Origin of the sequence: Streptomyces sp. NPDC088147, assembly GCF_044741565.1 — a bacterium.
In the GTDB taxonomy this organism is placed as follows: Bacteria; Actinomycetota; Actinomycetes; order Streptomycetales; family Streptomycetaceae; genus Streptomyces.
Genome location: NZ_JBIUSY010000001.1, coordinates 1430574 through 1448402, shown reverse-complemented (window position 1 = coordinate 1448402; position 17829 = coordinate 1430574). Strand labels below are relative to the sequence as shown.

Annotated in this window: 10 protein-coding genes and 1 pseudogene; 6 read left to right on the top strand and 5 right to left on the bottom strand. The window is 69.9% G+C overall.

All coding sequences use genetic code 11. The features are described from left to right. Both ACIOGX_RS05390 and ACIOGX_RS05385 read right to left on the bottom strand, forming a co-directional pair. Nucleotides 1–1338 (bottom strand): annotated as a pseudogene (locus ACIOGX_RS05390) (HAMP domain-containing protein); the annotation flags it as partial. A gap of 343 nt (nucleotides 1339–1681) precedes the next feature. After that, nucleotides 1682–4309 (bottom strand): ATP-binding protein, encoded by a 2628-nt coding sequence (locus tag ACIOGX_RS05385; protein WP_401910478.1) that lies wholly within the window; start codon nucleotides 4307–4309, stop codon nucleotides 1682–1684. Nucleotides 4310–5010: 701 nt separating this feature from the next. Between ACIOGX_RS05385 and ACIOGX_RS05380 the strand changes: the two genes are divergently transcribed. The 6 genes from ACIOGX_RS05380 (at nucleotide 5011) to ACIOGX_RS05355 (ending at nucleotide 14840) form a co-directional block, all read left to right on the top strand. Continuing rightward, nucleotides 5011–6000 (top strand): cellulose-binding protein, encoded by a 990-nt coding sequence (locus tag ACIOGX_RS05380; RefSeq protein WP_401910476.1) that lies wholly within the window; start codon nucleotides 5011–5013, stop codon nucleotides 5998–6000. Nucleotides 6001–6204: 204 nt separating this feature from the next. Further along, nucleotides 6205–7509, top strand: a complete 1305-nt coding sequence (locus tag ACIOGX_RS05375) for an ABC transporter substrate-binding protein (protein WP_401766669.1) — start codon at nucleotides 6205–6207, stop codon at nucleotides 7507–7509. A gap of 70 nt (nucleotides 7510–7579) precedes the next feature. Next, nucleotides 7580–8557 (top strand): carbohydrate ABC transporter permease, encoded by a 978-nt coding sequence (locus ACIOGX_RS05370; RefSeq protein ID WP_401766672.1) that lies wholly within the window; start codon nucleotides 7580–7582, stop codon nucleotides 8555–8557. Then, nucleotides 8554–9396 carry a carbohydrate ABC transporter permease gene (locus ACIOGX_RS05365; RefSeq protein WP_401910472.1) on the top strand — a complete coding sequence of 281 codons (843 nt, stop codon included), beginning with the start codon at nucleotides 8554–8556 and terminating at the stop codon, nucleotides 9394–9396. Before ACIOGX_RS05370 ends, ACIOGX_RS05365 begins: the two co-directional genes overlap by 4 nt. 73 nt (nucleotides 9397–9469) lie before the next feature. Then, nucleotides 9470–13804 carry an endo-alpha-N-acetylgalactosaminidase family protein gene (locus tag ACIOGX_RS05360; RefSeq protein WP_401910469.1) on the top strand — a complete coding sequence of 1445 codons (4335 nt, stop codon included), beginning with the start codon at nucleotides 9470–9472 and terminating at the stop codon, nucleotides 13802–13804. 184 nt (nucleotides 13805–13988) lie between these two features. Further along, entirely contained in the window at nucleotides 13989–14840 is an 852-nt protein-coding gene (locus ACIOGX_RS05355; protein WP_401766677.1) for a helix-turn-helix domain-containing protein, read from the top strand. A gap of 106 nt (nucleotides 14841–14946) precedes the next feature. Here ACIOGX_RS05355 and ACIOGX_RS05350 read toward each other — a convergent pair whose 3' ends face one another. From ACIOGX_RS05350 to ACIOGX_RS05340, 3 genes are read right to left on the bottom strand one after another with little or no spacing between them, the layout of a single operon-like run. Next, nucleotides 14947–15780 carry a class II fructose-bisphosphate aldolase gene (locus tag ACIOGX_RS05350; RefSeq protein ID WP_401910466.1) on the bottom strand — a complete coding sequence of 278 codons (834 nt, stop codon included), beginning with the start codon at nucleotides 15778–15780 and terminating at the stop codon, nucleotides 14947–14949. A 36-nt stretch (nucleotides 15781–15816) separates the two neighbouring features. Further along, entirely contained in the window at nucleotides 15817–16704 is an 888-nt protein-coding gene (locus tag ACIOGX_RS05345; RefSeq protein ID WP_401766683.1) for an SIS domain-containing protein, read from the bottom strand. A 38-nt stretch (nucleotides 16705–16742) separates the two neighbouring features. Further along, nucleotides 16743–17684, bottom strand: a complete 942-nt coding sequence (locus ACIOGX_RS05340; RefSeq protein ID WP_356509932.1) for a carbohydrate kinase family protein — start codon at nucleotides 17682–17684, stop codon at nucleotides 16743–16745. Nucleotides 17685–17829: the final 145 nt, after the last annotated feature.

Here is a 17829-nt window from a genome sequence, read left to right as displayed (position 1 = left end):
CGTACCCGTACCCGTACCCGTACCCGTACCCGTACCCGTACCCGTACCCGTACCCGTACCCGTACCCGTACCCGTACCCGTACCCGTACCCGTACGTGCGCCCGTACCCGTACGTGCGCCCGTTCCGCCGCCGGGTGTGGGGCCGCCGGGCAGCTGGAGCCGGAGCCGTTCCAGCGCGTCGCCGACCCGGCGCGTCTCGCCGAACCGGGGCACGGTCACCGGCCGGGTGAGATCCCCGCGGGTGAGGCGGCGGCTCTCCACGACGAGCCGGAGCAGCGGGCGCTGGACCGTACCGAGCAGCAGGGCCACCGCGAGCGCCCCGGTGACGAGCAGCGCGGCGGCGGACCAGAGGCCGAACAGCGGGTCGCCGGTCCGGCTGGTGTTCTCGGGGACGGTCACCATGGTGATCACGAAGAGGCCGAGTCCCGTGGCGTCGGTGCTCCCGCCCGTCTCGGGCGCCGCGAGTGCCGCGTACCCCGCGACCGGACGCTCGCCGCCGATCAGCGTGGAGCCGGTCGTGGATCCGCTGACCCCGGGGTAGCCGCCCGAGCCGGGTTCCCTTGTGGTGAGGGGGTTCTGCCCGGCTGTCCCGGCGGAGCGCTCCGCCAAGACACGGAGTTGCTCCTCGGTCCGCCCCACCCCCACGTCGGGGGTGTCCGCGTCGTCCTCCTCGGGCGTCTGCGGGCCGTCGCTGCTGAGGACCGTACCGCCCGCGTCGGCCACGGCGATCGCCCGGAACTTGCCGAGGCTGACCCCGGGAACGTTCAGGCTGTTGGAGGTGATCAGCAGTTGCTGGGGCAGACCGTCCCAGGACAGCAGGGCGAGGATGAGCAGCCGGGTCTCACCGTTCTCCAGCCGGATCAGCCGGGGGGCGAGACCGCCCTCGTCGGAGAGGCTCTCCAGGTCGATGGCGAGGAGCGGTACGTTCTCGCCGCGCGCGGCGAGCAGTTTGCCGGACTGGATCTCGACGACGGACGAACCGCGCCACTTCTGGTAGACGCTGCCGAGCTTGTCGAGGACGGTGTCGGCGGTGACCGGGCCGCCCGCGTTGAAGAGGGACGCGGTCCGCTCCAGGTCGGTGATCGATTCGTCCAGTGAGGCGCGGAGCGCGATCGCGCCGTCCTCGGCGAAGTGCTGTTGTGAGAGCCGTACCGCCTCGGGGAGCGCCTCCGCGTCGCTCAGTCCCGGGGCGGTCCTGCCTAAGCCCAGGGCGGTGAGGCCGGACAGCACGAGGAGCAGTGCCGCGAGGACCGCTATGGGTGGGCGGACGCCTCCCAGGAGCGGCATACCGGCCCGTTCGCGGATCCTGTGCCACCGCTTCGCGGACGGAATCATCATGAGTACCTCCCTCAGTCAGGTGTGGCCGGGTGTGGCCGGGTGTTGCCGGCGCCGCGGCGGACGCGGGCGTGCGCGCGTGAACGTGCGAGAGCGTGCGGGAGCGTGCGCGCCAACGTCCTTGGGACAGCCGAGCGTTGGATGAGGCGCGCGGGGTTGGTGTACGAAGTATTTTGTACACCGTATGCAACGTTCTTTGAACGTGAAAAACCGCAATCCCCGGCGAGCCTGCCGACAGGTGGCTTGATAGCGGTGCTGACACCGGACGGGCGGGCGGGGGACACCCGTGCCCCGGGGCGCGTGTGGACGCGGCGGGCCCGCGCTTGACGGGCCCGCGCGCGGCGGGTTATCCCGCCGTCGTGGCCGGCAGATCGCGGCAGGGGGCGGGCCGGCCGGGAGCCGCGGGGAGTGTGAGCACCATCGTGAGGCCGCCGCCGGGGGTGTCCTCGGCTTCGAGTGTGCCGCCCATGGCCTCGGCGAAGCCGCGCGCGACCGCGAGGCCCAGGCCCACACCGTTGCCGCGCGGGGCGTCGCCGTGGCGCTGGAAGGGCGCGAAGACGCGGTTCTTGGCCTCGTCGGGGACGCCGGGACCGCGGTCGACGACACGGAGGTGCACGCGATCGGCGAGGGCACTGGCCGAGACCCTGACCGGCTCGCCGGCGGGGCTGTGATGGACGGCGTTCTCCACGATGTTGGCGACCACCCGTTCCAGCAGCCCCTTGTCGGTGGCCACCATGGGCAGCGTCTCGGGAATCTCCAGGACGACGTTCACTTCCGGGGCCGGGATGCCGCCGAGCGCCGCGGGGACGACCTCGTCGAGATCGATCTCGCGGATGAGCGGGGTGACCGTGCCCGTCTGGATGCGGGACATGTCGAGGAGGTTGTCCACGAGGTGACCGAGACGGTCGGTACCGCCCTCGATCGCCGCGAGGAGTTCGGCCCGGTCCTCCGCGGACCATTCCACGTCGTCCGACCGGAGGGACGAGACCGCGGCCTTGATCCCGGACAGCGGGGTGCGCAGGTCGTGGCTCACGGCGGCGAGCAGCGCGGTGCGGATGCGGTTGCCCTCCGCCAGCTCCTTCGCCCGGCTGGCCTCGTGCTGGAGCCGCCTGCGGTCCAGGACCACGGCGGCCTGCGCGGCGAAGGCGGCCAGTACGCGGCGATCCGAGGCGGGCAGGACCCGGCCCGACAGCGCCAGCGCCATGTGGTCGCCGACCGGTACGTCCACATCCGCGTCCTCCGGGCGGCCGACCACCCGGCGCGGTCCCGCACCACCGCTCCCGCTGCCCGCGCCGCCCCTGCTGCCCGTACTGCTCCCGCTGCCCGCGCCGCTCTCGCTGTGCACGCTGCCCGCACAGGTCCAGGGGGAGAGGTCGCTCTCGCGTTCCAGGAGCGCCACCGATTCCATGCCGAACGTCTCCCGGACCCGCTCCAGCAGCGCGTCAAGACTGGTTTCGCCACGCAGCACGCTGCCCGCGAGGAAGGAAAGGATCTCCGACTCGGCACGCAGCCGCGCCGCCTGCTGGGTTCGGCGGGCGGCCAGGTCCACCACCGAGGCGACGGACACCGCCACGGCCACGAAGATGATCAACGCGAGGATGTTCTCCGGGTCGGCGATCGTGAGGCGGTGCACCGGCGGGGTGAAGTACCAGTTGAGGAGCAGCGATCCGAACGCGGCCGAGGCGAGCGCCGGCGGCAGGCCGCCCAGCAGGGCCGCGGCCACGGTCAGTGTCAGGAACAGCAGCATGTCGTTGGCGAGGCCGAGCTGCGGGTCGACGTGGGTGAGCAGCAGGGTGAGCAGTACGGGGCCGCCGATGCCGGCCAGCCAGCCCCAGATGGTGCGGGACCGGCCGAGCCGGGCGCCCCGTACGGCCGGCAGTCCGCGCCCCTTACCGGCTTCGTCGTGGGTCACGAGGTGGACGTCCAGATCGCGGCCGGAATCGCGCGCCACCGTCGCGCCGACGCCCGGCCCGAAGACGTACCGCCACCCGTTGCGCCGGGACACCCCGAGGACGGTCTGGGTGGCGTTCACCCCGCGCGCGAACTCCAGCAGGGCCGAGGAGACGTCGTCGCCGACGACCTGGTGGAAGGTGCCGCCCAAGTCCTCCACCAGGGCGCGCTGCACGGCCAGTTCCTTCGGCGAGGCGGAGGCCAGCCCGTCGCTCTTCGCGATGTGGACGGCCAGCACCTCGCCGCCCGCGCCCTTCTCCGCGAGACGTACCGCCCGGCGGATCAGCGTCCGCCCCTCCGGGCCACCGGTCAGCCCGACCACGATCCGCTCCCGCGAGCCCCAGATCCTGGACACGTGGTGTGCGCTGCGGTACTCGTTCAGATACTCGTCCACCCGGTCGGCGACCCACAGCAGCGCCAACTCCCGGAGCGCGGTGAGGTTCCCGGGGCGGAAGTAGTTCGACAGGGCCGCGTCGACCTTGTCGGGCCGGTAGATGTTGCCGTGCGCCATCCGGCGCCGCAGCGCGGGCGGGGACATGTCGACCAGCTCGATCTGGGCCGCGCGCCGCACCACCTCGTCCGGCACGGTCTCCTGCTGCCGGATGCCGGTGATCGACTCGACGACGTCGCCGAGTGACTCCAGATGCTGGATGTTGACGGTCGAGATCACATCGATGCCGGCGGCCAGCAGCTCTTCGACGTCCTGCCAGCGCTTGGTGTTGCGCGAGCCGGGGATGTTCGTGTGCGGAAGCTCGTCGACCAGGGCCACTTGGGGGTGCCGGGCGAGGACGGCGTCGACGTCCATCTCGGTGAAGACGGTGCCGCGGTACTCCAGTTCCCTGCGCGGGATCTCCTCCAGGCCCTGGAGCATGACCTCGGTGCGCGGCCGGTTGTGATGCTCCACGAACGCCACTACGCAGTCCGTGCCCCGCTCGGTACGGCGGTGGGCCTCGGACAGCATCGCGTAGGTCTTGCCCACGCCCGGTGCCGCACCGAGGTAGATCCGGAGTCTGCCGCGTGCCATCTTCTCGTCTCTTCTTTGTCGGAGTGGGTCGCGGTCCGGGTCCGTCGGGGTCCGGGTCCCTCGCGGTCCGGGTCCGTCGGGGTCCGGGTCCGTCGCGCTCCGAGTCCGTCGTGGCCGGCCGGAGGGCCCGCCGGGGTTTCCTCCGGCGTGGGTGTTCCGTCCACCAGGGTGTTCCGTCCACCGTTTCGGCGAAGCCGATCACTTGCCTCACCGAAGCGGTTGTGGGCTCCCTCGCACACCCCCTCGACGCATCCCTGACGACCTTCTGACGCTCTCCCGGGTGACCTTGACGGCGGCTTGACGCCGCTGTTCCGCCTGGTCGTGAGAGACGCGCACATTCCATCCCGCACCCCGGGGTTCACGCACCGGGCCGGGCGGCGACGGAGGCGAGGCCATGGCCGCCGTCCGTTTCCTCTCCGGCGAACGACGGGGGGCCCGTTCGGCACGTCAACCGCACAGTGCGCGTGAGCAGTTGGGCAATTGGAATGAGAGGCACGGGGATCGCTTGTCATCCGGTGAATGGCTCCTTTAGCGTTCTGCCCGTGGGAGCACTCCCACTACCCTTTCCCCGGACAACTCGCGCGTTTCGCAACCAGCGTGTCAGTTACGTGAACCGGCTCAACCCCCACAATCCCGCGAGCCATGACCGGCGAGGTCTTTTTTCCGGTCCGCACCCCTTTACCTTACGGAAGGTTGCTGTGATGGCATTCCCTTATCCGAGGAAGAAGTTCAAGGCCCCTGTGCTGGGGCTGCTTTCCCTGCTCGTACTGGGCTCGGCGGCTGCCGTGGGAGTCGTCATGCCCGCGTCGGCGGCGGTGACGGATACCTATGCGGGTGTCGGTACCTGGTTCGACAAGGTGGGTGACGCGGGCGGTGCCTGTGGCGTTCCGCCGGCTGAGATCGAGAGCAAGAACTTCGTGGCGCTCAATGTGTGGGACATGCCGAACGATTTCGCCGGCAACCCTTCGCCACGGCCCATTCCGGCGGACAAGTCCACGATCAAGGGCATGTACGACAACGGCCTCAACTGCGGTCGCTGGGTGCAGATCAAACTCAGCGACTTCTGTAGCGTGGCCAACGGAGGCGCGGCGGGAGAAGGGATTTGCCGGGGCGGCACCTGGAAGCCCGACAAGTACAACGGGGCGACCCTCAACGCGGTCGTCACGGACAGCTGCGGCGACGGCAATGAATGGTGCCGGTCCGACAGGAACCACCTCGATGTCTCGCGGTACGGGGTCGGGAAGTTCACGATGCCCGATGGAAAACCGGCCGGTGATCTGATCGGCGCGGGAGCCTGGAACAACCGCAAGATCGAATGGTCGTTCATTCCGGCCCCGAACTACCAGGGCGATATCAAGCTCGCCTTCGCCGAAGGGGCCGAGCGGTACTATGCCCCGCTGATCATCAGCAATCTGCCCAACGGAATTCACGGCGTCGAGTACTTCGACGGCTCCACATGGCGGCGCGCGGAGATGAACGGCGACAACGGCCAGCGCTACACCATCGACGCGAACTCCCCGGCGAAGACGTCGTACACCATCCGCGTCATCGACGCGAACGACGAACACCTCAACGGTGGCCGCGAATACACCTTCGGCCGTGCCGACTGCGCCCAGGGCAACGGAAAGTGCAGCCCCAGCCAGAATTACAACCCGGTGACCTACACCACCAAGGCGGGCAGCGGCCGTTAGGAAAACCCGCGGCACGCCCGGCTTCACCGCTCGACAGCGGCGGGAGGGTGTCACGGTTCCGTGGCACCCTCCCGCCTTTTTCGCACGAGAGACGGCCCGGCGCTTCTCCCGACGTAAGTGCAAGCGATCCCGGACGTTTGTCCATGGTTCCGGCGTCGAAATCACGCCACGGTAACCGGCATCACTTGCAGGAGAGGTAATTCCATGGGTAAGCGGTTCACGGGCGCGACAGCGGCGCTCCTCGGAATGGCGCTGATCAGCGGATGCGGCGGCGGCAGCGCGTCCGGCGGCGACGGCGGTGGCGGCGCCGGAGGGAAGAAGACGCTGGAGTTCTGGGGCTGGGCGCCGGGTTACGAGAAGTCGGCCGCGCTGTGGAACGCCACTCACCCGGACGTCAAGGTCTCGTTCAAGACCATCCCGGCGGGGGCCAAGGGCGGATACGAGAAGATGTTCTCCGCCGTCAAGGCGGGCAACGCGCCGTGTCTGGCACAGGTGGGCTTCGAGTCCGTGCCGACGTTCCTGGCGGAGGGCGCGTTGGAGAACATCGCCCCCCATGTCGGCGACGCGGCGGGGGAGTTCTCCGACTTCGCCTGGAATCAGGTCTCCTACGGTGACCAGGTGGTCGGCATTCCGGTCGATGTGGGCCCGCAGGCGCTGTTCTACCGCAAGGACGTGTTCGCGAAGTTCGGCATCGCACCGCCCACCACCTGGGCGGAGTTCACGACGGCGGCGGAGAAGCTCCGCAAGGCCGATTCCTCGTACGCGCTCACGAACTTCTCCACGGAGAGCTACTGGTTCGGCGGGCTGGTGAGCCAGGCCGGCGGGCAGTGGTTCCGTACCACCGGCGACTCGTGGAAGGTGGGCTTCGACGGCGCCGAGAGCAAGAAGGTGGCCGACTACTGGCAGGACCTCGTCGACCGCAAGCTGGTGACCACCGAGACCCCGTGGAGCCCGGAGTGGCTCAAGGGCCTGTCCAGTGGCAAGACGGCCGCCGCCATCGGCGCGGTGTGGATGGCCGGAGTGCTGACGGAGAACGCCAAGGACAGCGCCGGAAAGTGGGCGGTCGCGCCGATGCCCCAGTGGGAGAAGGGCGGCAAGGCCGCGGGCAACGAGGGCGGCTCGACCACGGCCGTGGTCAAGGGGTGCGAGAACGCCAAGGAGGCGGCGGAGTTCGCCACATGGATGAGCACCGACCCCAAGAGCCTCGCCAACCTCATCACCGTCACCGGGATCTATCCGGCGGCGACGCGCGGGCGGGATCTCCCCGAGGCCAACAAGCCGGTGAAGTACTTCGGCGGCCAGAAGATCTATGACGTGTTCAACGAGGCCGCCGCGCGGACCGATCCCGACTGGAAGTGGGGACCCGTGATGACCCAGGCCGCCACCACCTTCCAGGACGCCTTCGGCAAGGCCGTCGGCGACGGGTCCTCGTTCTCCGGCACCCTCGACCTGGTCCAGGACAAGGTCGTCGCCGATTACCGGGCCAAGGGCCTGTCGATCGCCGACTGACACCGGCGGACGCGGGGTTCCGCACCCCGCGCTCCGCCTTCCCACCTGGCCTGGAAGGAGTCTCATGGTGGTGGCCACAGAACACACGACGGCCGGCGAACGGGCGACAGACCCGCCGCCGGCCCGGCAGGGGACAGGTACCGGAATCGGCAAGGCTCCGGCGCCCGCCGCGAGACCGGGTGTGCGCCGGTCCCGAACCCGGGCGGGCGTGCTGCTGCTCGTACCGTTCCTCGCACTCTTCACCTGGGTATACGTCCTGCCTATCGGATTCGCCCTGTACCAGAGCCTGTTCCGCCAGGAACGCTCGGGTCTTGGCCTGGAAGCTCCTGAGCGGGTGTTCGCCGGGCTCGACAACTACGGCCGTGTCCTGACGGACGACGCGGTCATCTCGGGCGTCGGACGGGTGCTCCTGTTCGGGGTCGTGCAGGTGCCCGTCATGCTCGGTCTCGCCCTGCTGCTCGCGCTGTTGCTGGACAGCGCGGTCGTCCGGTTCGCGGGCTTCTTCAAGCTCGCGTTCTTCCTGCCCTACGCGGTCCCCGGCGTCATCGCGGCGATCCTGTGGGCCTTTCTCTACCTGCCGTCCTTCAGCCCGTTGCGCGTCGCGCTCGACATCGACTTCCTCGCTCCGGGCACCGTGTTGTGGTCCACGGCCAACGTGGTCACCTGGTCATGGACGGGCTACAACATGATCATCATCTACACGGCGCTCCAGGCGGTGCCCCGGGAGCTGTACGAGGCCGCCCGCATGGACGGCGCCTCCCCCCTGCGCGTCAACCTCAGCATCAAGATTCCGCTGGTCAGGCCCGCCATCGTGCTGACCGGGCTCTTCTCGCTCATCGGCTCGCTCCAGCTGTTCAACGAACCGTCCGTCATACGGACCATCACCACCAACGTGACCAGCACCTACACGCCCGCGATGGCCGCCTACCAGGCCGCCTTCGGCGCCAATGACTACCACTACGCCGCGGCCATCGCCGTACTGCTGGCGCTGACGACCTGCGTGCTGTCCTTCCTCTTCTTCAAGCTCACGGAACGGAGGGCACGATGAAGCGCGCGTCGCTGCCCGGCCAGGTCATCGCCACCTTCGGGATGTTCGTCGTCGGCGTCTACTTCCTGTTGCCGGTCTGGTGGCTGGCGGTGTCGTCGACCAAAACCAGCTCCGCGCTGTTCGACAGCAACGCCTTCTGGTTCTCCGACCAGTTCTCCCTGCCCGAGAACATACGACAGGTCTTCACCTGGCAGGACGGTGTGTTCGGCCGGTGGCTGCTCAACAGCCTGCTCTACGCGGGCGGTGGCGCCCTGGCCGGAACACTCCTGGCCGCGGCGGCGGGCTTCGCCCTCGCCAAGCTTCCCTTCCGCGGCAGCTCCGGCCTCTTCACCGTCATCGTCGCCGCACTCCTCATCCCGGCGCCGCTTCTCGCGCTTCCCCAGTACCTGCTGGCCTCCTCGGTCAGTCTCGACAACACCTTCTGGGCCGTGTTCATCCCGAGCGTGGTCAGCCCCTTCGGTGTGTATCTCGCCAAGGTGTACGCGGCGGACTCCGTCCCCGACGAACTGCTCGACGCGACGCGGGTGGACGGCTCCGGTGAGATACGGGCGTTCTGGACGGTCGGACTGCGGCTCATGTCGCCCGCGCTGGTCACGATCTTCCTGTTCCAGTTCGTGGCCATCTGGAACAACTTCTTCCTGCCCCTGGTCATGCTCGCGGACAACAGCCTGTGGCCGGCCACGCTCGGGCTCTTCTTCTGGAACAGCGCGCAGAACCAGACCTTCTACCACCTGACGATCACGGGTTCGCTGATCTCCGTACTCCCGCTGATCGTGGCCTTCCTCGGGCTCAACCGCTACTGGCGCTCGGGCCTCGCCGACGGAGCCGTGAAGGCGTAGCGCCCCCGCTCGTACCCCTGCCGATCAGTCCCTACCACGTCGAACAGTCCCTACAACCTTGCGGAGCAAGCACGTGAGACGCATCCCTGTCATCATCGCGATGGCGGTCGCCGTCGGCGGTCTGGGGGCCCCACCGGCCCCCGCCGCCGAGCCGGCCGTATCGGCCGCGTCCGTGTCATCGGCGGTCACGATCAGCTCGCCCGAGCTGGCCGTCGAGGTGGACCCGGACTTCCCCCGCGTCATCGGCTACCTGACGCGCGACGGAGCACAACTCGACGGCCAGTCCCGGGCCATCGACCGATTGCAGATCAACGGCAAGGAGTACACGCCCGCGGTGAAGGCGACACCCGCCGCGGACCGGATCGACTACCGGATGACGGTGGACGAGCTGGACCTGACGGTCGTCGCCCGGCTCTCCGTCGCCGGCGGTGTGCTGACGTTCGAGGTCACCGACATCGAGGAACGCGGCAGCGCCAAGGTCACCACGCTCGCGATCCCGGACCAGTCCATTGTCTCCGGCAAGCCCGGCGAGCAGCTCACCTCGGTCCAGACCCGGAGCACCTATCAGGGCGCCGGAGACAAGTGGGACACGTATCAGCCCGTCTCCGACGCCAAGACCGACGAGACACCGCGGAAGACCAATGTGGCCATCGTCAACTCCGCGCGCGCCGCGGCGGCCGTCTGGTCCTCCTCCATCAGTACCTTCGGGCCGCTGCTGCGTCAGACCACCGGCACCGGCGCCGACAAGCGCTCCGGCGTGTGGAGCAACACCTGGACCTACCGGGGCCCCGACGGCGAGAAGGTCGTCCCGCCCGCGCTGAAGGTCGCGGTGACCGGTGAAAGCAATGACGACGGCCGGGTCGACTGGCAGGACGGCGCGATCGCCTACCGGAAGATCGCCCCGAAGCCCAAGGGCGGCGAGGACGTCGCCAGCACACCCGTGAGCTACATCTCCATGAACTTCATGAGCGGCGCTCAGAACCCCTTCCTGCGCGCACTCGACAATGTGAAGAAGGGATACCTCGCCACCGACGGTCTCGGCCAGTCGATCCAGCTCAAGGGGTACGGAGGCGAGGGCCACGACTCCTCCCACCCCGACTACGCCGGCCACTACAACAACCGCGCGGGCGGCCTCAAGGACCTCAACACACTGGCGGACAGCGCCGGCGAGTACGGGGCCAAGATCGGCGTGCATGTCTCGCAGGAGGGCCAGCTGCTGGAGTCCAAGGCGTTCCGCTGGGACCGTCTCGACTCCACCAAGCCGTGTTATTTCTGGTCGGACGCACACTACTGTTTCAACAAGTCCAAGGACCTCTCAGGACCGCACGCCGAGCGTGTGAAGCAGCTGAAGAAGGAGGTCCCCGGCCTCGACTTCGTCTACAACGACGCCTTCTTCGGCGAGGACTGGGACGCCTGGAAGCTCGCCAAGAACTACAACGACAACGGCCTGGCCCTGCACACCGAGTGGCCGTCGTATCTCTGGCCCTACGTCACCTGGTACCACCAGTCCGCCGACTACCCCGACAACGGCGTCAACAGCGACATCCTCCGCTTCGTCTACAACGGGTTCACGGACGCCTGGGTGCAGAAGGGCAACGAACTCCTGGGCGGTGTGAACAGTGACGGCATAGGCGACTGGCACGGCGAACACGACGTCAACCGGTGGCTGGAGACCGTCTACTCACGGAACCTGCCCACCAAGTATCTGCAGAACTTCGAGATCACCAACTGGTCCGACGACAAGATCGGCCTGTCCGGCGGCGTCACGACCGCCAAGGTCGACGGCAAGGTCCGCTACACACAGGACGGGCGCACCGTACTCGACGGCGACGCCTACCTGCTGCCGTGGCCCGCGTCGGCGTCCGAGAAGTCCGAGAAGGCGTACCACTGGAACGCGGACGGCGGCACCACCAGCTGGAAGGTGCCCCCTTCCTGGCAACAGAACGGCAGCTACGACCTGTACCGGCTCGGCGACACGGGCCGGAAGAGCCTCGGCAAGGTCGAGGTCCGCGACGGTACGGTCAAGCTCACGGCCGAGGCCAGGACCCCCTACCTGCTGGTCCCGCCGAAGGAGAAGCAGACCCTCCGGAAGGTGACCTTCGGCGAGGGCGGCCCTCTGGCCAACCCCTCCTTCACCAGCGGTGATCTGACGGGCTGGACGGGCACCAACGCCAAGGTCGAGCGCGACGGCCGCGGCTGGCCCGAGCTGCGCCTCTCCGGCACCGGCCAGGCCACCCAGCGGAGCGACAAGCTGGCCGCCGGCACCTACACGGCCGCCGTATGGACGACGACCGCACCGGGCCGGCGCGCCGCACTGCGGGTCAACGGCAGGGAGACCTGGATCGACACCACACCCCCGGCGTTGAAGGACGCGGACAGCCATCTGTCGGGCATGCCCTACCAGAAGCTCAAGGTCGTCTTCACCGTCGGCGAGGACGGGCGCGCGGACGTGAAGCTGTCGGCGGGCCCGGGGGAGGGCTCCACCGCGTTCACCGACGTACGGATCGTCCGTACCGACGGGGCCTCTCCCACTCCGTTCACCGAGAACTTCGAGGCCGTGGACCAGGGGTTCGGCCCCTTCATCCAGACGCAGGAGGGCGAGGCCGGAATCCATCTGGCCGAGGCCAACCCCGGCTACACGCGGGACGCGCTGCGGGACTCGTTCTCCCTGAAGATCGCCGAGAAGAACACCGGAGTGAAGCTCCAGACCTGGCCGGGCAGCATGCGCTTCCAGCCGGACCGCGCCTACCGCGTACGTTTCGACTACGCGGCGGACAGCGCCGACACCTTCGAGTTCCTCGTACGCTCCGGCGACAAGCCGGTGCTCACCGAGCCGCTGCGGGCCACCACCGACCGGTCGCTGGACAGCCCGCCCCCGGCCGGTGACCCCAAGCCGTCGGGCTGGACGGACTCCCTGCCGCCCCAGGGCCCGGCTCCGGTCCGGAGCGCGGACCTGACGTTCACCACCGGCGGCTGCGCCGGGGTGAATCTCGCACTGAGCCAGATCTCCGAAGGCAAGGGCGGCGACTTCCCCCCGTCGATGTCCTTCGACAACCTCGTGGTGGAAGACCTCGGCAAGGCCGCGGGCTCCGAGTGCGGCGCGCCGACCTCGGTGTCCTTCGCGCCCGACGAGGTGGCCCCCGGGGGAGCCACGGAGGCCACGGTCACCGTCGAGAACCGCAGTGGTGAGCCGATGACCGGTGTGAAGGTCGATCTGACGGTCCCCGAGGGCTGGCAGGCCACCGCCGGCACGCCCACCACGATCGACAGCGTTCCGGCGCACGGGAAGAGCACCGTCACCTACCGGGTCACGCCCGCGGAGAACGCCAAGAACGGTGTGGTGCGCACGGATGCCTCGTACACCTGGAACGGGGCGAAGCTGCGGACGAGCGCCGAAGCCGATGTCCCCGTCGTCCATCCGGGACTGACCGAGGCGTTCGACAACGTCGGTACGACCGACACCGCCACCGCCGGCGAGGGCGGACTCGACGACACGGGCCGCAGTTTCGACCGTTCCGCTCTGGCGGCGGCGGGTCTCACCCCCGGTGGCAAGAAGACCGTGGACAACATGGAGTTCACCTGGCCGGACACACGGCCCGGCGAGAAGGACAACGTCACGGCCAGGGGACAGACGATACGGACCACCGCCAAGGGCGTGCTCGGCGTGCTGGGTACGGCCACCGCCGGAGCGGCCGGAGACCTGGTCGTCCGGTACACCGACGGGACCACGTCGACGGCCCAACTCGGCCTGCCCGCCTGGACGTCCACGGACCGAGGCGCCTACGGAGCGCGCGCGGTCGCCACGACGAAGGTGAGGAACGCGCCCGACGGCCCGCAGAACGGCGACTCCACCGTCTTCTACAACAGTGTGCCGCTCGACCCGGGCAAGACGGTCAGGTCCCTCACCCTGCCGACCGAGGCGAATCTCCATGTGTTCGCCCTCTCGTCCCGTGACTACGTCACCTCGCCCAAGGCCGACGTCTACGCGAGCGACCTCGCCTGGAAGAGCGCGTCCAGCGCCTGGGGGCCCGTCGAGCGCGACCACGCCATCGGCGAGGACAAGGCCAACGACGGCGACGCCATCCGGATCAACGGCGACGTCTACGAGAAGGGCCTGGGCGCGCACGCGCCCTCGGAGGCGGTCTACGACCTCGGCGGCGGCTGCTCCAGGTTCACGGCCAGAATCGGTCTGGACGACAAGTCCGGTTACGGCACCGTGGGGTTCTCCGTGATCGCCGACGGCACGACGCTCTACACCAGCCCTCTGGTGAACCGCACCACCAAGACCATCGATCTCGACCTCGAACTCGGTGGCGCCAAGGAGGTCAAGCTCGTCACCACGGACGGAGGAGACGGCAACTCCAGCGATCACAGCGCCTGGGGTGACGCGATGTTCCGCTGCGGCTGACGCCCGAGCCTTCGCCCCGCCGGTCAGTCGACCGGCGGGGCGAAGTGCTGTGATGAATCCGGTGCGGTCGAGGGACGAAACCTTACGTTCGCCGAAGCCCCCGTGCGGAACCGTTCGGGATCGCACCTGCCGGGACCACGACGACGTACCCCGGCCGCACATGGATCGGGCAAAGGGGACTGCCGTGGCACTGCCGTACCTGCAATGGATGCACTACCTCACGCCCAGCCCCACGCACCGCAGGCTCGGTCTGATGTGTCTCGGTGTGGGCCACCAGGACGGCCGGCTGCCCACGGTGGGCCCTCGTACGCTCCCGCACCACGTCGCCGTCGTCGTCTCCCGGGGCTCCGGCTGGTTCCGTACGGCGGACGGGCCCGCCATCGCCGTGGTGGCGCCGGCGGTGCTCTGGCTCCGCCCCCACGTGGTGCACCACTACGGGGTCAACGACCCGGGATGGACCGAGTGGTTCATCGACTTCACCGGTCAGGCCGCCGAGGCGTACGAGGCGCTCGGCTTCATCGAGACCGACACACCGGTCTCGGCCCTGACGAACGCCGAGCCCGCGGTACGCGCCATCAGCCGGGTGGCCCAGGCGTGCCGCAGGGGAAGCCCGTACCTGGAGACCGAGACGTCGGCGCTCGTCCACGAGGTCCTGCTCGCCCTTCGCCGGGAGCGGGCCGACGAGTCCTCACGGTACGGAATGGTGCTCTCCGGCCTGACGCGTGACGCCTGTCTGGCCGTCTCGATCGCCGAGCACGCGAGGCGTCTGGGCGTGTCGGTCGCCGAACTGCGCGAGGTGGTACGGCGCCTGGCCGGCTCCACACCGAAGGACTTCGTGATGACGATCCGTCTCGGCAGGGCCAAGGAGATGCTGGCGACGACAGATCTGCCGGTCTCGTCCATCGCGCGTCGCGTCGGCTACGACGATCCCGCCTACTTCACCCGCGTCTTCAACCGCAGGGTGGGGCTTTCGCCCAGTGGCTTCCGCGACCAGCAGCGGCGTGGCTTCCTCGTGCGGGACGGCGAGCAGGCATGAGGAGGCCGGCCGCGCGTACGGATTCGGCGCGGCCGGCGGGTGCGGCTGAGCGGTCGTCAGCCGCGTCAGCCGCGTCGGCCGCGGCTCAGTGGCCCGTGGGCAGGGTTCAGGACGCGTCGGCGCTGAGCCGTCGCAGCAGACGGGCCACCTCGACGGCCATGGCCTCGCGGGCCGGACCGAGATAGCGGCGCGGGTCCACCACGGCGGGCCCGGTGCCGAGCGACTCCCGAACCGCCCCCGTGAAGACCGTGTTGAGATGGGTCGACATATTGATCTTCTTCATTCCGGCGCGCACGGCCCCCGCGAGGGTCGCGTCGTCGGCCCCTGACGAGCCGTGCAGCACCAGCGGCACCGGTACGGCGGTGTGCAGCGCGCGGACGAGGTCCAGATCGACCGCGGCGGTCCGCTCGGTCATCTGATGGGACGTGCCGACCGCGACGGCCAGGGCGTCGACCCCGGTATCGGCGACGAACCGCGCCGCCTCGGCCGGATCGGTGCGGACACCCGGCGCGTGCGCGCCGTTCTTCCCGCCGATCTCACCCAGCTCCGCCTCGACGAACACACCGCGTTCATGACACCACCGGGCGACCTCCCGGGTGAGGGCCACGTTCCGTTCCCAGGGCAGCCGCGCCCCGTCGTACATGACGGAGGTGAAGCCGCACGCCACGGCCTCCTCGACGAGTTCGACCCGGGTGGCATGGTCCAGGTGGAGCGCCACGGGTACCCGCGCGGCGTCGGCGGCGGCGCGGGCCGCCGCGGCCAGCGGCGCGAGCGCGCCGCGGTAGGCCACGGCGTTCTCGCTGACCTGCGCGATCACCGGCAGCCCGGCACGCTCGGCGCCGTCGACGACCGCTTCGAGCTGCTCGATGAGCACGACGTTGAAGGCGCACGCCGCGAGCGGCGCGGCGTCGAGGACCAGCTGTGTGGGAGTGAGGGGCATGAGACACGTCCTGACCGGGGGAGGGGGTTCGGGGGTTCAGCCGAGGGGGTCGAGAATGACCGAGCGCGCGAGATGGGCGGGCCGGTCGGGATCCCGGCCGGTGGCCTCGGCGAGACGCACCGCGAGCCGTTGCGCCAGGACCAGTTCGGCCAGCGGGTCCAGCCGCGGGCGGCGTACGTACGCCCCGGTGGCCGCGACCCGGCGGGCGAGCGAGTCCGGCACGGGGGCGAGGCTCCACACGGCCCGGCCCCGGCGGGCCACGGCCATGGGGCCGTGCCGGTACTCCATGGCGGAGTACGACTCCGTCCAGTGGGCCGCGGTCCCGCGCACCTTCAGTGCCGCCTCGTGGGCGATGCCCATGCTCCAGTCGGCACCGAGGAAGGTGATCTGGCCGGCCCGGACCAGCTCACCGGGCAGCGGCGCGCTGAGCGCGGTGGCCACATCGGCGAACGCGCGAGTGGTGGGCAGGCCGAGATGGGCACGCAGCAGCATCAGTTCGGTGGTGGGGAACCGTGTCTGCACCACGGACCGTTCGTCGGCGTAGTCCAGGCAGATCACGTCATGGGCCAGGGCCGCCGCCGGGGAGTCGGCGACGGCCGTGACCGTGGTGATACGCGCCCCGGCTCCGGCGCCCTTGAGCGCCGACAGGACCTCGGTGGTGGTGCCCGACCGGCTCAGGGCGAGGATCCGGTCGTAGGGCCGGAGCAGCTTCGCCTCGGACGCCGGATAGATGTCGGTGGTGCCATGACCGGCGCCTTCGCGCAGCCGCGCGTAGGCCTGGGCCATGAACAGCGAGGTACCGCAGCCGATAACCGCGACCCGCTCGCCCGGGGCGGGCAACGCCGGTGCGTGGAGCGGCAGTTCGCGCACCACCCGGGCCCAGCACTCCGGCTGGGTGGCGATCTCGTCGCTGGTGTGGGACATGGTTCCCCCTGGGGAGGTCGGGCGGCGGGGAGCACCGCTCAGCGAGCGGTGAGGTGGGCCAGGGCTTCTGTCCAGGTGGGCTGTGCGGTGGCGCCGCCGCGGCCCCGGGTCGACAGCGCACCGCAGACCGCCGCGATGCCGAGCGCGTCGGCCGGCGGCCGGCCCGCCAGCCGGGCGGCGATGAATCCGGCGTTGAAGCTGTCGCCCGCGCCGATGGAGTCCCGCGATGTCACACGGATCCCGGTCGTGGCGAGCAGTGTGTCGCCGTCATGGCACAGAGCACCCTCCGCCCCGTTCTTGACGGCGACCAACGGGCCTTGCCGCGCGAGGAGTTCCGCCGCCGTCCCGACACAGACGCCGTCGGTGCGGGCCAGCCGGCCCGCCTCGTACGCGTCGGGCAGCAGGAGGTCGGTACCGGCGAGGACGGGCGCGAGCGCGGTGTGATCCCAGCCGCCCGAGGGATCGTCGTTGGTGTCGAGCGAGGTCGTCACACCGGCCGCCTGCGCGGCCCAGAACAGCTGCGGCAGATCCGCCGCCAGCTTCGGCATCAGGAAGAAGGAGGCGGTGTGGACATGCCCCGACGTGGTCAGCAGCCGTTCGGGCACGTCGTACCCGGTGGTGGCGGCCAGTACGCCGGGCGCGGTGACCGTGGCCCGGTCGCCTCCCCGCGTCACGACCACGGTGAGCGGCGTGGGCAGTGTGTCGTCCACGCGCAGCGCGTTGATGTTCACACCGTGTGCCGCGAGCCGGTCGCGGACGTAGGCGCCGGCGTCGTCGTCACCGACACGGCCGGCGAAGGCCACCCGCAGCCCCAGCCGGGCGGCGCCGCAGGCGGTGACGGCCGCAGACCCGCCGAGAGCGAGGATGCCGCCGTCGACGAGCTGTTCGCGCCGGCCGAAGGCGAGCGGTGCGTCGAGCGGATCGAGGATGACTTGCGGGTTGGCGTCCCCGATGACAAGCAGGTCGAAGGTTGGCGGCATACGGCTTCCTGTGGGGGCGGGAGCGCGGAGGGCGCGTGGAGGGCGAGCGGCACCGGGGCGCGGCGGTCGTGTCGGTGCCCCGCGTCACCCCGGGTGCGGTGTCGCGTACCACTGCCGGCGAGTGCTCCACAGCGGCATGACAGGG

Coding starts and splice junctions, on each gene's coding strand:
- ACIOGX_RS05385 (WP_401910478.1), bottom strand. CDS start 4,309: ATGGCACGCGGCAGACTCCGGATCTACCTCGGTGCGGCACCGGGCGTG.
- ACIOGX_RS05380 (WP_401910476.1), top strand. CDS start 5,011: ATGGCATTCCCTTATCCGAGGAAGAAGTTCAAGGCCCCTGTGCTGGGG.
- ACIOGX_RS05375 (WP_401766669.1), top strand. CDS start 6,205: ATGGGTAAGCGGTTCACGGGCGCGACAGCGGCGCTCCTCGGAATGGCG.
- ACIOGX_RS05365 (WP_401910472.1), top strand. CDS start 8,554: ATGAAGCGCGCGTCGCTGCCCGGCCAGGTCATCGCCACCTTCGGGATG.
- ACIOGX_RS05350 (WP_401910466.1), bottom strand. CDS start 15,780: ATGCCCCTCACTCCCACACAGCTGGTCCTCGACGCCGCGCCGCTCGCG.
- ACIOGX_RS05345 (WP_401766683.1), bottom strand. CDS start 16,704: ATGTCCCACACCAGCGACGAGATCGCCACCCAGCCGGAGTGCTGGGCC.
- ACIOGX_RS05340 (WP_356509932.1), bottom strand. CDS start 17,684: ATGCCGCCAACCTTCGACCTGCTTGTCATCGGGGACGCCAACCCGCAA.